The sequence below is a fragment of the Pseudomonas sp. Z5-35 genome (assembly GCF_051131945.1).
In the GTDB taxonomy this organism is placed as follows: Bacteria; Pseudomonadota; Gammaproteobacteria; order Pseudomonadales; family Pseudomonadaceae; genus Aquipseudomonas; species Aquipseudomonas marvdashtae.
Genome location: NZ_CP071640.1, coordinates 3,787,060 through 3,801,143 on the forward strand (window position 1 = coordinate 3,787,060; position 14,084 = coordinate 3,801,143).

General features: G+C 54.1%; 13 protein-coding genes. 8 read left to right on the forward strand and 5 right to left on the reverse strand.

The genetic code is table 11. From position 1 onward, the window contains the following. The first annotated feature begins 60 nt into the window (after positions 1–60). Both eat and J3P95_RS17270 read left to right on the forward strand, forming a co-directional pair. Entirely contained in the window at positions 61–1,425 is a 1,365-nt protein-coding gene (gene eat / locus J3P95_RS17265) for an ethanolamine permease (RefSeq protein WP_434580350.1), read from the forward strand. Positions 1,426–1,543: 118 nt separating this feature from the next. Further along, positions 1,544–1,711, forward strand: a complete 168-nt coding sequence (locus J3P95_RS17270) for a DUF2897 family protein (protein WP_003183831.1) — start codon at positions 1,544–1,546, stop codon at positions 1,709–1,711. A 183-nt stretch (positions 1,712–1,894) separates the two neighbouring features. On the opposite strand, the gene J3P95_RS17275 is transcribed toward J3P95_RS17270, so the two are convergent. From J3P95_RS17275 to J3P95_RS17285, 3 genes are all read right to left on the reverse strand, one after another. After that, positions 1,895–2,746 (reverse strand): urea carboxylase-associated family protein, encoded by an 852-nt coding sequence (locus J3P95_RS17275; RefSeq protein ID WP_434557956.1) that lies wholly within the window; start codon positions 2,744–2,746, stop codon positions 1,895–1,897. A gap of 17 nt (positions 2,747–2,763) precedes the next feature. Next, positions 2,764–3,417: a GntR family transcriptional regulator gene (locus J3P95_RS17280; RefSeq protein ID WP_434557957.1), complete on the reverse strand. Its 654-nt coding sequence runs from the start codon at positions 3,415–3,417 to the stop codon at positions 2,764–2,766. Between the two features lie 203 nt (positions 3,418–3,620). Continuing rightward, on the reverse strand, positions 3,621–5,264 hold the full coding sequence (locus J3P95_RS17285) for a hypothetical protein (RefSeq protein ID WP_434557958.1): 1,644 nt from the start codon (positions 5,262–5,264) through the stop codon (positions 3,621–3,623). A gap of 415 nt (positions 5,265–5,679) precedes the next feature. Between J3P95_RS17285 and J3P95_RS17290 the strand changes: the two genes are divergently transcribed. The 6 genes from J3P95_RS17290 (at position 5,680) to rffA (ending at position 11,097) form a co-directional block, all read left to right on the forward strand. After that, positions 5,680–6,669, forward strand: a complete 990-nt coding sequence (locus J3P95_RS17290) for a glycosyltransferase family 2 protein (protein ID WP_434557959.1) — start codon at positions 5,680–5,682, stop codon at positions 6,667–6,669. A 2-nt stretch (positions 6,670–6,671) separates the two neighbouring features. Then, positions 6,672–7,568, forward strand: coding sequence for a DapH/DapD/GlmU-related protein (locus tag J3P95_RS17295; protein ID WP_434557960.1), 897 nt, complete (start codon positions 6,672–6,674; stop codon positions 7,566–7,568). After that, positions 7,568–8,194, forward strand: coding sequence for a hypothetical protein (locus J3P95_RS17300; protein ID WP_434557961.1), 627 nt, complete (start codon positions 7,568–7,570; stop codon positions 8,192–8,194). The genes J3P95_RS17295 and J3P95_RS17300 overlap by 1 nt, the downstream gene beginning before the upstream one ends. A 190-nt stretch (positions 8,195–8,384) precedes the next feature. After that, the gene (locus J3P95_RS17305; RefSeq protein WP_434557962.1) at positions 8,385–8,621 is read left to right on the forward strand and encodes an acyl carrier protein; all 237 of its coding nucleotides are present in this window, start codon (positions 8,385–8,387) and stop codon (positions 8,619–8,621) included. Between the two features lie 126 nt (positions 8,622–8,747). Beyond that, the gene (locus J3P95_RS17310; protein WP_434580346.1) at positions 8,748–9,710 is read left to right on the forward strand and encodes a lysylphosphatidylglycerol synthase transmembrane domain-containing protein; all 963 of its coding nucleotides are present in this window, start codon (positions 8,748–8,750) and stop codon (positions 9,708–9,710) included. Between the two features lie 247 nt (positions 9,711–9,957). Beyond that, positions 9,958–11,097, forward strand: coding sequence for a dTDP-4-amino-4,6-dideoxygalactose transaminase (gene rffA / locus J3P95_RS17315; protein ID WP_434557964.1), 1,140 nt, complete (start codon positions 9,958–9,960; stop codon positions 11,095–11,097). 110 nt (positions 11,098–11,207) lie between these two features. Here the strand turns inward: rffA and J3P95_RS17320 are convergent, their stop codons facing one another. Both J3P95_RS17320 and J3P95_RS17325 read right to left on the reverse strand, forming a co-directional pair. Next, positions 11,208–11,540 carry a ComEA family DNA-binding protein gene (locus J3P95_RS17320; RefSeq protein ID WP_434557965.1) on the reverse strand — a complete coding sequence of 111 codons (333 nt, stop codon included), beginning with the start codon at positions 11,538–11,540 and terminating at the stop codon, positions 11,208–11,210. 113 nt (positions 11,541–11,653) lie between these two features. Continuing rightward, positions 11,654–13,648 carry a polysaccharide biosynthesis protein gene (locus J3P95_RS17325; RefSeq protein ID WP_434563875.1) on the reverse strand — a complete coding sequence of 665 codons (1,995 nt, stop codon included), beginning with the start codon at positions 13,646–13,648 and terminating at the stop codon, positions 11,654–11,656. Positions 13,649–14,084 lie beyond the last annotated feature (436 nt).

Genomic DNA, 14,084 nt, shown 5'->3' on the forward strand with positions numbered 1-14,084 from the left:
GCACGCCCGCTGCACTGCCCCTCCCCAGCGCTTTTTGCTATTGATCGAGGGGAGCCACTGATGAACACACAACTCAAACCCACCCTGGGCACCCTGCATTTGTGGGGCATCGCCGTCGGGCTGGTGATTTCCGGGGAATACTTCGGCTGGAGCTACGGCTGGGGCGTGGCCGGGACACTGGGCTTCCTGGTGACGTCGTTCATGGTCGCGGCCATGTACACCTGTTTCATCTTCAGCTTCACCGAGCTGACCACCGCGATTCCCCACGCCGGCGGGCCGTTCGCCTACAGCCGTCGAGCCTTCGGTGAAAAAGGTGGCTTGATTGCCGGGCTGGCCACCCTGATCGAATTCGTCTTCGCCCCACCAGCAATTGCACTGGCGATCGGCGCCTACCTGAACGTGCAATTCCCGGCGCTCGACCCGAAACACGCCGCCGTCGGTGCCTACATCGTGTTCATGGGCCTGAACATCCTCGGGGTGAAACTGGCGGCGACCTTCGAGTTGGTCGTCTGCGTGCTTGCGGTGGCCGAATTGCTGGTGTTCATGGGCGTCGTCGCGCCGGCGTTCAGTTTCAGCAGCTTCGCCCTGAACGGCTGGGCCGGTTCCGACGTATTCGGCGCACCGGCCATCGCCGGGATGTTCGCGGCGATCCCCTTCGCGATCTGGTTCTTCCTCGCCATCGAAGGCGCGGCCATGGCCGCTGAAGAAGCCAAGGACCCGAAACGCACGATCCCCAAGGCCTACATCAGCGGCATCCTGACCTTGGTATTCCTGGCCATGGGCGTAATGTTCTTTGCCGGCGGCGTCGGTGATTGGCGCACCCTGTCCAACATCAACGACCCGCTGCCCCAAGCCATGAAAACCGTGGTCGGCGAAAGCTCCGGCTGGTTGCACATGCTGGTGTGGATTGGCCTGTTCGGCCTGGTGGCGAGCTTCCACGGCATCATCCTCGGCTACTCGCGCCAGTTCTTCGCCCTGGCCCGCGCCGGCTACCTGCCTGCCTCCCTCGCCAAACTGTCACGCTTCCAGACCCCGCACCGCGCCATCATCGCCGGCGGCCTGATCGGCATCGCCGCGATCTACAGCGACGGCCTGATCAACCTCGGCGGCATGACCCTGACCGCGGCGATGATCACCATGGCCGTGTTCGGCGCCATCGTCATGTACATCATGAGCATGCTCAGCCTGTTCAAACTGCGCAAAACCGAACCCAACCTCGAGCGCACCTTCCGCGCCCCCGGCTACCCCATCGTGCCGGGCATCGCCTTGGTCCTCGCCGTGGTCTGCCTGGTAGCGATGGCTTGGTTCAACGCCCTGATCGGCTTGATCTTCCTCGGCTTCATGGCCGTCGGTTTCGTCTATTTCGTCCTGACCGCCCAGTTGCGCGCAGACGCTCCGGCCGATGCGATGTTGACCGGGCTATAAGGTGAAGCCGGCATAACGGGCGTAGTATGGAACCACTGCGAACAGCGTTCGCTCATAAGTGGTAAGTGCAAGGGTCAGCGAATGTTCGACTGACCGTTGCACTCTCAAGGAGAGCCCTATGCCCTGGTATGCCTGGTTAATCCTGATCGTCGCCATCGGCTCGATCGTGGGTGGTTTGATGATGCTGCGCGATACTGCCAACAAGGTGGAACTGACGGACGAACAGCGCAAACGCGTAGCCGAACGGAACGCGGAAATGGATGCGAAAGAGGCTAAGGACCGCTGATCGCCTAGCTGACTCAGCACCTTTGTGGCGAGGGGATTTATCCCCGCTGGGCTGCGCAGCGGCCCCTTTTCACAAACTCACCCAGTTGGTCAGGCACGCCGGGGCAGAGTTTGGGGCTGCTACGCAGCCCAGCGGGGATAAATCCCCTCGCCACAGAAGGCCGAGCCCTGCCCGCCAACCGCGTTACTTCTCCCAATCCGCCTTGGCAATATGCAACCCATGCTGCCCCTTGTAAGCCGCCCGCTCCGGCTGACTCCAGCCTTGCAGCAATGAATCCTCCAACCGATAAATCTCCACCCCCAGCGGACGACAAACGCTAAGCGGATCCTGCGCATCCGGCCCCCACATCGCCAACGACAAATCCCCGCCTGGGCAAGTCGATAACGCGCAGAGCAAATCAATCTCGGCAAAAAACTCCAGGTAATCGCCCTTCTGCGCCGGGCAAGCCTTCATGAAATACATGTCGTCATGATTCAGCCCAGTGCACTGGAAGATATTCAGCACGTCGTGCACATCAAACTCAGTCAAACCATGAGGCAACACCGCACGGGTCAGGTTCGAGTGACAATGATGATGGAAATCCTCGCCAGTCAGCATCTTGTTCACATACGGATCACACCGCGTCCCCAACAAATCATGCAAACGCCCGCCATGCTCATCGATCCCATAACCGGCCAAACTGTCATCGGTGATCGTCACCAACGGTCGCAGAAATGGCAGGTTCGACCACAACCGATCGTGGGTGCTGACATGCGCGCCCTGAAGCTGCCGCGTACGCGCCGCCCACAACCGCTCCCGCGGATCGTGAGCGTTCCAGACGTTGAAGTCGCCCACCTGCGGGCCTACCGGCGTGGTCACGCGGAAGACATGCCCAGCCGGTACATGCCAGGCCCGGCCGGTGCGGATGGGAACCTCGAACTGCTCGATCAGCGTGCGCTTGTCTTGAGCGGTGCGGATGCGGTCGTAGAAGGGTTTGTCCACTTGAAGGGCGGAACCTTTGCTGACCTGGTAGGCGGCTGGGTAGTCTTTGTACATGGCGGCGGGTCCTTTGATCAGTGGGCGTTAGCGGAAGTCAGCAAGTGCAAAAGCAACTGCTCGGAATCGTCGAGATAAAGGCTCATGCCCTCATGGGCCGCAAGCTTGTCGCCTTCGGCCAGCCAGTCGTGGATCTGCCGGTCACGGGCAAGCCACGGCGCCTGGAAGCGCGCCTCATCGGGAGCGGAACAAAACACCAAGCGTAGCTGCGCGACCACGTTGGTGAAAAACTCATCGAGCAAAGGACTGCGCATCAAACCAACGACATGCTGATGAAACGCCAAGCCATGGGTGCCGACCGCACGCCAGTCCTCACGCTCCCGAGCCAGATCCGCAGCCTCCAAGGCTTCGAGCATCCGGTCGGACTGGTACTCGCTCAGCGGCTTGCTCGTAAGAATGGCCTGTAGCTCCAACGTGCGACGGACCTTGAACAAATCCTTTACGTCATCGACATCCAACCTGCGAACCATCACCCCTTTGTTACGCACGTAACGGGTGAGCCCTTCCTGACCCAGACGGTGCAATGCCTCGCGGATGGTGTTGCGGGATGCGTTGTAGGCGCAGACCAGGTTGTTTTCGATCAGCGCCATGCCTGGAATGAGGCGACCGCCGATGATGTCGGCGCGGAGCTCGAGGGTGATTTGGTCGGCGAGGCCAAGTCCATCGTTCATGCTCGACACCTCGAATGTTCAGCAATCGATGGTTATCGAATGCTCACTTTTCATGCCAAGTTCAATCACGCCTGCATTTTGCAGAGCTTGCTCACGTCACCCCGCCGAAGTCAAACCCGCCGGAAAGCGCGGAGCCGGTCATTGCGACCGGCCTCTTTTCCCACCAGCGACTTCCGGGCGACCGTAATCAAGACCAGTACGAGTCAGAGCTTACCAAAATTGACACAGCAATAACCTTTATCATCTTTTTCCTGCGCTTCCCTGAATGGATACGGTACCCATTCGCACCGGGTGATTAGCCCCGGACTGTTCAGTCCTTTGAGAAACGGCAACAACTTTCCGTTGCTCAAGTCGCCGCCATAACCAGTTTCGGACACATAAAGCACGTGGATCGGTTGCTTATCGCGCAGATAGGCAAAGTATGTCATGTGATCGACGACAACATTCTCTGCTGACTGCGTAGGAATATTGCATGAAGCCCCCAACTTTATAATTGAATCCAAATGAGGTTGTACACCAAGCACCGGAATCGACAGTGGTTGCCCAGGTAAGCTTGACTGGGTAAAGGCTGCATTACCAACGAGACCTGGCGTAACGAGTGCCGATAATGTTATCAGCGACGCCGTCGCCAGGATCAATAGAAGTGAATAAGCTGCCAATACAGATGCGTTGTTCAGCTTCGCTGCGCGCCGGGTATGCATCAATAAAGCCGCGATAATGATGGAGACAGGCACGAATTGGACGCCCGCGTAGAAATTTTGGATATTGTAAAAGAATGCGTTAATCACATTGGCGCCAGCCAACAATAGCGCCAACACCACCGAAACAGTGATTCGTCGGCGAAATACTTGTAACAAAAATACCAAAATACTTAGAACGTGAGTTGCGACTATAAATGCGTACAGGACGTATTCAATGGCCAAATTAAGGTATGGCAACGCTCCAAAGCTGCCCGCCATCGGAGGCAGCCAACCGGATTGGTACGTGGCATTAAATGTCAGATGTGGCAACATCCGCTCAGGAAAGCTTATTAAATTGTTATAGGCAGCACTGATGAACTCAAAGGGGGCATTGAACAACATGCCCGGCAATAGGGTGTTAGCCGCTAACATCTGTTGAATATAGGGAGCGTCCTGGCAGCCCCCCAGTGCGCTGAAATACAGAAAGACTTGAACGCATAGGGCAAGGACGAATAGCAGCAGGCCATAGCGAACCACTTTATGGTAGGTAGCCGTCGCCGACCAGATGGCCGCCAGCGCGAACGGCATGTAAAACAGACTTTTGGGATGAGCATAGAAGAAGAGAGACAGCAAAAAGGCTAACCCTACCGCCATTGCCGCTTGGGCACGTGGAGACTTTCCTTTCTTCAAGAACAGCGCAGACAAACACAGCAGCAGAATCGCCAGCACCAAAAGATGCTCCGGACGCGACATCACCCACAAAAAAGGCAAGACACCCAGTGACGCCACTGCGACTAATCCAGTAAAACGCTGGAGCCCTGCTCCCAAGTCGTGCGCTTGTCGCAAACACCAATAAGCCAGCAAAGCGAACCAGATCAGCGCTAAAATAATACCGCTTACCCTAAGGCCAAGCGGCCCCAGTTGGGCATACACGGCCGACAGCAACATCGCAGCTGGATAAAATATCCAAGCGACCGCTCGCCCGGCGGTGGCCGTGCATTGTGGATACAAGGTAACGGCATTGCCTTCCTCAAGAAAAAGCCGCGCAACTCTGAACTTTGTCACCACTTCATCGGAATAAATCGGGAGAAATATACCACCCAGTAATACTGTAAAAAATAATATCAGGTGAAGGAGCTGGAATTTTCTTATTACCACTTCTCTCATTAATCAACATCCGGTCGAATCAAGATGGGCTGTCCATCTTAGTCAATAGAGGCTTACTCGTCGGTGCCGATGATAGCCGAATCCCGACACCGAACCTATCACGTATCCGTCGAGCCCCACTGTTCGGCGTGATATCCATTCGAGGTAACGCTTCGAACACCAACCTGGCCCTCCCCCATTGAAGAAACATCAGGCTCCCCGTGCCGTGACACCGTCTCTTCAATGGCTTAAAATCTTTCCCTTTTTTACCGAGGATCCACTGAGGCTCCATCAAAGCCTGCTTGAAGTCGAGCGACACCGATGACCCGTAAAGCTTGATACCCCACCCAATCGGTTGCAGCATGGCGTGCACGACCAAGCGGAAAGCAACGAATCTACAAGCCCGTAACATCCATGCAGGACGCGTCGGCAGCCTGTGTCATCGTTCAATCCAATGGTCAGGATGAAGCTCAAGGTGATCGATAGAACCGTTTCAGTTAGCTTGGTTGTACCCGTTTACAAGAGCATGAATACGCTCCCGGAGTTTTACGCACGCGCACGAGCAGCCCTTGGGCAGATTTGCGACGACTGGGAAATTATTCTTGTGGACGATGCGAGCCCGGATCAGACGTGGTTTGCCGCACTCGCGCTCCACGAACAGGATCCGCGGGTCAAAGCCATTCGCTTCGCAAGGAACAAAGGGCAACAACATGCCACCCTGTGTGGTATCAGCTACGCGTGCAAACGCTATGTTGTGACGATCGACGATGACCTGCAGTGTTTCCCTGAAGACCTGTCACTCTTCATCGACCAGCTTCAGGCGGGCAAGCATGTCGTAATCGGCAAGATACCGATGGCCGAAAAACAACACAGTGCCTGGCGTAACCTGGCCTCCTGGCTTAACCATAAACTAGTCAGCAAAGTGTTGGGCAAACCGACCGATTTCGGCCTTTCGAGCTACAGGGCGATGAGCCAGCAAGTGGCGAAACAGCTGGCCAGGTATCAAGGATCACATCCCCATATCGCCGCAATGCTGTTCAACTCGGTACCCATCAGCATGATGGCAAATGTGACCATCCGTCACGCACCGCGCGCCGACGGCGGTCCAAGCACCTACACTTTGGGCAAGATGTTCAAAACGCTGTCGTTTCTTATCATCAATTATTCGCTCCTGCCATTGCGCTATGTGGTGATCTGGGGCTTCATGGTCAGTGCGTCGAGCATTCTCTTCGCCGTATATGTGCTGCTGCGTACCCTCCTGACTGATCATATCGTGCCCGGCTGGGCGTCACTGGCTATCCTCGTGTCCTTTCTCGCCGGCAACATACTCCTGGCTTTGGGCGTACAAGGAGAGTACCTCGGGAGGCTGGTAGAAAATGCAACTCATCTTAGCCAGTTCCCCATTATCGAAGAGCGCGTGGATTAATAATGACCTCCAGCTACCGAGTCATGAATTATTTTCCGGCCGAAAATATTCTGAATAGCGGCTCCTTTACGCACCTCGACGAAATTGAAGCACAGGCGCCGGGCGCACTAGTGTACTGTCAGAACATTCATTACCTGCATAAAGCGCTGGCCGTCGTTAACGTGGCCTGTATCCTGTGCCCCGAAAATCTGAAAGATGAAGTACTGCAGACAGAAAAAACAGTTGTATTCTGCGTCGACCCTCGCACCTCCTTTTTCCGTCTCTACAATAGTTTCAACCAAGATACTGGATGCGGAACTTTGCCTACCCCCATCATCGGAGACAACTGCAGGCTACATCCCAGCGCCGTTATCTCGCCATTGGCCAGACTGGGCAACAACGTCGAAGTTTCGGCGAATGTTGTCATTGAAGGCCCTGTCGAGATCGGAAACAACGTTTTCATCGGTTCGAATGCAGTGGTGGGCGCTGAGGGCCTCATCACTCTGCGCAACAGCGACGGCACACTGATGATGGTCAAGCATCAAGGTGGTGTACGCATCGGATCGGGCTGCCAAATACTCGCTGGCGCGGTGATCGCGCGTTCGTTGTTCCAGCAACCGACCACCATCCACAATAATTGCCAGATTGGCATCATGAGCAATATTGGTCACGGCGCGGTGATTGGCGAAAATTGCGTGGTATCTGGCAACTCCGTGGTCGCCGGGCGCTCTCGCTTGGGCGCAGGCGTATGGATCGGTGCCTCCTGCTCTATCGCCCAGGGTCTGGTGATCGGGGACGCGGTACAAATAAAAATGGGCTCAGTGGTCATTAGCGACATTGCACCACATAGCGTTGTGTCCGGAAACTTCGCGATCAATCATAGGGCGAACATGACGGCCCATCTGGGGAAATTGAAGTAATGCATTCCACCGAGCTTTCACTGGGCTTCAAGGGCGAACGGACTTACATACAGGGAGCCGACATGCTCTTTGCCACGATGCAATCCATCATGGATCATGCGCCGGACGCAAGGATCGAAAAGCTCGACTTCAAAATAGGCACAATGACCAGCCATTTGCTTAGCTGTCACTGGTGGCCCAGGTCCACTCCCCGGGCGCTGGCGGGTAAAGATATTGCCAGCTTCACTTTTCACCTCGACGGCGTTGAACATGAAGGCAAATTGATTCAAGCCGAAGGACTTGCCGAAGCTCGACGCGTCTATGACGAGTCGCTGATCAACAGCAACAGCCATTATTCCCCCGCCGAGCATTCGATTGGCTTGAGGAACATGCCAGAGGACTTTTCTTCGATAGAGGTACTGGTATCGCTGAACAAGGCGTTGCATCTAAAAGAACTGTGCCTACCCAGTGGCAGCCAATGGGTTTTCTGTCGCTGGGAAAGCCCCAAGTGGCCGCTGAGCCATGACTTGGCCGGAGTAAAGCTGACGATCGAACAAACGCTGGGCACCCGATTGAGCCGTACTCGCATCGAACTGGGTGCGGAACAGGTCGGCACCATTTACTTTAGCGCCCTCAACGTCGATTGACGGCCACCTGAGATAAGGTCGTGAACTACATTCAGGACGCCCCCCTCTGTTACGCGGATTGTGGCAAAATCCTCGGCCTTGAGCTTCGCGCTCGTCGCGAACTCACCTGTCACCCGTTGCGCCATTCAATCCCGGCAGAAAAACTCCTGACCGGAATGACACCAGAAACCAGTATAAGGAAGCACCCACCGTGCCCACTACAAAAGAAACGATCATCGAACTCATCGGCAAGGCTAATGTTGTGGCTGACGCTTCGTCATTACGTGACAACCTGAAGTTGACCGACCAAGGAATTGACTCCATGGATATTTTCGCCATCATGCTTGCTGTTCAGGATCATTACCAGATCCAGATACCTGACGTCGATATTGAAAGCCTTCAAACAGTAAACGACTTGGTCAACTATATAGACACGAAACAATCATAAGCGATATTTTTATCACTCAAGGTGAAGCATCGTGCAAACGATCATCCTGCACTTTCACCCATTGCACAGGCAACCTCATCTGTGTCTAGCAACGTGTTCGTCTTCTTCAACCATTGAGCAGCCCGCATGCCAGCAACGCTCTTAAAGTTGATTTTTGCCATTTTAATCTGTGTCTTCCTGGCAAAAACACTTGATATCCAGCCAATATCATTAATCGATGATATTGAAGCATGGCATTATCTTGCGCTGGCTGCGGGAATTCCCCTGACGCTAAGCTCGTTTTTTTCCATCAGCCGCTGGCAGGTATTTTTACGATTTAACTCAATTGACGAGGCGCTACCAAGTCTATGGAAGATAAGCTTGGTCTCTCAGTTTCAAGGTTTGATCTTTCCATCGTCGCAAGGCGGAGACGTTTTTCGTATGTTTCACATCGAACAGCGTCATCCGGATAAGCGGGGAACTGCCGGCAGTACCGTCATCATCGAAAGGATGATCGGCCTATTGGTGCTATGCACTTTTACGCTTTGCGCTCTACCTTTCCTGCCTAGCTCAGACGACTATACTTCTCTCATCATTACCGTCCTCGTTATCAGTTGCATAGCGATAGGCGCCCAACTTCTATTCAGCAGTAGAAAAATCCATGCGTTCTACAGCCATCTCGTCCTCCGACGCTCCCTGCTGTCTCGCTTACTAGGGTATCTAGAAAAACTTCACGCCAGCACGGTTATCTTTCCTTATCGAAGAGCACTTAAGAGCTCTTTGCCTTATATTGTTTGCTACCAAATATCGATAATATCGGTGGTCTATCTAGTATTTCGAGCGTATGGTTACGATATCCCGTTCATCCAACACTTCGCGCTGTATCCGGTCATCGCTATCCTGACCATGGTTCCATTAACCATTGGCGGGCTCGGCGTACGAGAAGGATTTTTTGTATATTTTTATGGTTTGCTGGATGTACCCGCCAACGTAGCCGTAGGAGCCTCCCTTGCAAATTACACGCTGATGGTACTGATCCCCGCCGCTTTCGGCGGATTTATTTATTTGTGGGATACCCTCAGGAACAATCGCCTAAAGCGCACTCATTAACAGAGAGCCTGGTCAATGAACTCAGATCGCACCCCGTTTCCCAAGTCTGCCTTCGAAGTCGGCTGACCAGCAACGTCCAGGAAAAAGGATGCAGAAGTGAGCAGCGAATTCAATGTTTCTGAGCGACCCAATCGGATCTTGGAATTCCACATGAAGATAGAGCTTGGTTCTTTGAAGGCAGGTATCACGTTCCCCTTTGGCGGGCTCGTCCTGTTGTTACCTGAAAACAATAATCCGGAGAGATACAGTGAGCGACTTTAAAATCCCCTTTAATCGCCCTTACATGACGGGTAAAGAGCTTTACTATATCGCCGAAGCAAAGTTCCTCAATAAACTCTCTGGTGACGGCCCCTTCACTCGGCGTTGCCATCAGTGGCTGGAGCAGTATAGCCACAGTGATAAAGCATTATTAACACACTCATGCACTGCGGCCTTGGAAATGTCAGCGCTACTGCTGGATATTCAACCTGGGGACGAAGTCATCATGCCGTCTTACACATTCGTCTCCACCGCTAATGCATTTGTGTTGCGCGGCGGGATACCCGTATTTGTGGATATCAGAGAAGATACCTTAAACTTGGACGAAAGGTTAATTGAAGCCGCGATTACATCTCGCACCAAGGCAATCGTTCCGGTTCACTACGCTGGCATTGCGTGCGAAATGGACACGATAATGGAGATCGCCCGTCGGCACGGCCTCTATGTGGTGGAGGATGCTGCTCAAGGGGTCATGGCCTCGTATAAAGGAAGAGCGTTAGGCAGTATTGGTGATTTAGGTGCGTATAGCTTCCATGAAACCAAGAACGTCATCTCCGGTGAAGGCGGCGCGCTATTAATCAACGACCCCACCATGTCATTGCGCGCCGAAATTATTCGCGAGAAAGGTACGGACCGAAGCCGATTCTTCAGAGGGGAAGTCGACAAGTACACTTGGCAGGAAGTCGGATCATCCTATCTACCAGGGGAATTGACCGCCGCGTTTCTTTGGGCACAGCTGGAAGAGGCACAATCGATTACACAAAATCGCCTTAATAGCTGGAACCGCTATCATCAGGCGCTCGAGGGGCTCGAGCTGACTGGCGCGGTGCGCCGTCCGATCATCCCGGCGAATTGCACACACAATGCGCACATGTATTATGTTTTGCTCGCTCCCGGCACCGACCGCCAGCGCACGCTAGATAAACTCAAGCTCGACCATATTTATTCGGTGTTCCACTACGTACCGCTGCATTCCTCGCCAGCAGGGCTACGTTACGGTCGTACCCATGGCGCGATGACAAATACAGTTACCTTGTCGGAGCGCTTGATCCGCCTGCCACTCTGGATGGGACTGAGTGAGGACCAACTCACCCATATCGTCGACTCGCTACAGCGCGCCGTTTCCTGAAAAGAAACGCGTGCGCGATGAGTTCGAATGTTTTGTGTAGCGCTAGAACTATGGTGCGGAATGCAAAAAAGGCCGGACATCGAGACCGGCCTTTTTCGTTTACTTAACCCTTACTTCACTTCCAGTTTGTCACGATTCTTATCCACGATAGCCTTGCCAATTCCCTTGACCTCCAACAGCTCCTCAACCGAGGAAAACGCCCCATTACTCTCCCGATAAGCGACAATCGCTTTGGCCTTGGCCTCTCCTACCCCCAGCAGCTCTCGTTGCAAAGTCGTGGCATCGGCACCATTAAGATCGATCTTTGCGCGTTGAGATGCTCCCACCTCAATGGCCTGCTGCGAGGCTACGGTTTCCAATTTGGCGGTGGGTGCAGCGACAGCAGCTATCGAGCCGCCTGTCAGAAGGGCAAAAACCAAGGAACAAAAATAGCGTGTACGCATCAGTGAAGCTCCATGACATCGTTAAGAAAGAAACAGCTTTTCCAAGCTGCCTCTCAAACTTAGGCGATGATGCATCGCTGTCAAAAATGTATACGTTACTGGTTGTGTGACAATCAGGGCTCAAGACGCCGCTGCTGATGGATCCAGTCGACAATCTCTCCATCCGGGGCATAACCACTGACAGTATCCCGTAGAAGCTGGCGGATCTTGGTATAGTCATCGTGCCCAATCGCGGCCAGCAACTCAGCCAGCTTGCTCTTAAGGACGTCCCAAGGCAGGTAGTCTTCGTTGGCACTCATGATCATCGGGTGCTGGGTCGCGACGACGTTGTCACCAATCAACAACTCTTCGTAAAGCTTCTCGCCCGGGCGCAGGCCTGTGAACTGGATTGCAATGTCGCCATGGGGGTTCTTTTCCGATCGAACGCTCAGGCCGGACAGATGAATCATTTTTTCTGCCAGCTCGACAATCTTCACTGGTTCTCCCATGTCCAGTACAAACACATCTCCGCCCAACCCCATGGAGCCCGCCTGGATCACCAACTGTGCGGCCTCGGGAATGGTCATGAAATAGCGGGTGATCTTTGGATGGGTAACCGTCAACGGCCCGCCGGCTTTGATTTGCTTATGGAACAAGGGAATAACCGAACCGGACGAGCCCAATACATTGCCGAACCTGACCATGGTGAAACGCGTCTTGTTGACCCGCGAGACGTTGCCCTTGTCGCCGAACAACACTGGGGCTAGCTCACGACTGAGGGCTTGCAATGTCAGCTCCGCGAGCCGCTTGGTGCTGCCCATTACATTGGTCGGGCGCACAGCTTTATCGGTGGAGATCAGGACGAAATTCGATACCCCCGCCTGTAACGCAGCCTGTGCTGTGTTCAATGTGCCAATCACGTTGTTCAGGATGCCTTCGGCGATGTTGTGCTCGACCATCGGGACGTGTTTATAAGCGGCGGCGTGATAGACCGTATCGACACTCCAGGTCTTCATCACGTCCAGCAATTTGGTCTGGTCTCGTACCGATCCAAGGATAGGCAACAGCCGAACCGACAACGACTCTCGAATGACTCGCGGTTCGAGTTCAGACAGAATGCTATATAGATTGAATTCGCTATGCTCATACAGCAGCAACGTAGTCGGCTTCAGTGCGAGGATCTGCCGACAAAGCTCGGAACCAATCGAACCACCTGCCCCTGTGACCATGACCGACTGCCCAGCGATGCAGTGCTCAAGCAGGTCAGCTTGGGCAGGTACCGAATCGCGCCCGAGAAGGTCCGCGATGTCCACTTCCTGAATGTCATCGACCTTGACCCGACCGCTGGCCAGGTCCATAAAGCCCGGGACGCTGCGCACATGCAGTGGGAAACCTTCAAGCAGCGCCAATATCTCCCGACGACGGCCACGTGATGAGGAAGGCACCGCCAGCAGAACTTCTTCTGCGCCGGTTGTATCGATCATCTTTTGAATATTTCTGGGCGCGTAGACCTGCAACCCAGCGATCACGCGGTCTGTGATATTGCTGTCATCATCGATAAATGCAACCGGTCGCATCACCCGCCCCATGCGTAGCGCGGCCACTAATTGATTACCAGCGGCTCCGGCCCCGTAGATAGCAACCTTGGGCAGGCCATCGTCACGATTGGTGAATGGAACATGTTGAACTGCGGCGAACCAGTCGCCCAAGAAATACTGCCGCATCATCAGGCGTAAACCGCCGATCATGATCAGACTCAACCACCAATAATTGAAAATAATGGAGCGTGGCACCACGGTTTTATGATTGCTGTACCAATACACCACAAGGGCCAGCAACAAGGCCGAAAGGCTGACCGCCTTGCAAATCGTGATCAACGCATCATTACCGAAATAACGCATGACAGCGCGATACATGCCAAAACGGATGAAGATCGGGATGGCAACCAGCGGGGCGGAGCCGAAAAGCCATAAATGCGTTGCAATCGGGCTGGCCATTGCTTCAACGCCCAGACGAACGACGAACGCCAGCCAGAGCGCGATCCAGACAAGAAGAATGTCTGTTGCCACTTGTAACGCCCGCTTGTGGCGTCGCGGCAATCCCAGCAGGGCGATTCTTAACTTATCCATAAATCCCTTACCCATCTTGACCTGCCTCTGGCGCAATTCCGTTTTTATTGAACCGGTCGACGTCACGCATCACTGATAAACACTCTTCAAAAAAGATTACCTGTATCAGTTTCAAAGATTAGACCTTCTCTGGTCATCCTAGCGTGAGCTGAAGCCATGGCAGAGGGTGCCCGTATGTTGATGGCTGAGGCGGGCAACCTACCATAGTCGCGGATCGTGAAGAAACTTTCATGCATCAGCAGCATTGCCCGGGGACGCAGTGGCATTGCGCAATCAGTCGAAATCCGTGTACTGCTTGATGAATCAAAGTGCCCGGACGAACCCTCAACGCCGCCGCCTCTTTTCGGGACTTTTGATCGCCTGTAGCAAAACGCCATCGCGCGTCAGCAAGGCCCGTCATGTAATGGAGCATGCCCATAATGACGTCCTCAGGCCA

Bases quoted from the DNA above. Each gene is read 5' to 3' on its own strand.
- eat (WP_434580350.1), top strand. From the start codon at position 61: ATGAACACACAACTCAAACCCACCCTGGGCACCCTGCATTTGTGGGGC.
- J3P95_RS17270 (WP_003183831.1), top strand. From the start codon at position 1,544: ATGCCCTGGTATGCCTGGTTAATCCTGATCGTCGCCATCGGCTCGATC.
- J3P95_RS17275 (WP_434557956.1), bottom strand. From the start codon at position 2,746: ATGTACAAAGACTACCCAGCCGCCTACCAGGTCAGCAAAGGTTCCGCC.
- J3P95_RS17280 (WP_434557957.1), bottom strand. From the start codon at position 3,417: ATGAACGATGGACTTGGCCTCGCCGACCAAATCACCCTCGAGCTCCGC.
- J3P95_RS17285 (WP_434557958.1), bottom strand. From the start codon at position 5,264: ATGAGAGAAGTGGTAATAAGAAAATTCCAGCTCCTTCACCTGATATTA.
- J3P95_RS17295 (WP_434557960.1), top strand. From the start codon at position 6,672: ATGACCTCCAGCTACCGAGTCATGAATTATTTTCCGGCCGAAAATATT.
- J3P95_RS17300 (WP_434557961.1), top strand. From the start codon at position 7,568: ATGCATTCCACCGAGCTTTCACTGGGCTTCAAGGGCGAACGGACTTAC.
- J3P95_RS17310 (WP_434580346.1), top strand. From the start codon at position 8,748: ATGCCAGCAACGCTCTTAAAGTTGATTTTTGCCATTTTAATCTGTGTC.
- J3P95_RS17320 (WP_434557965.1), bottom strand. From the start codon at position 11,540: ATGCGTACACGCTATTTTTGTTCCTTGGTTTTTGCCCTTCTGACAGGC.
- J3P95_RS17325 (WP_434563875.1), bottom strand. From the start codon at position 13,648: ATGGATAAGTTAAGAATCGCCCTGCTGGGATTGCCGCGACGCCACAAG.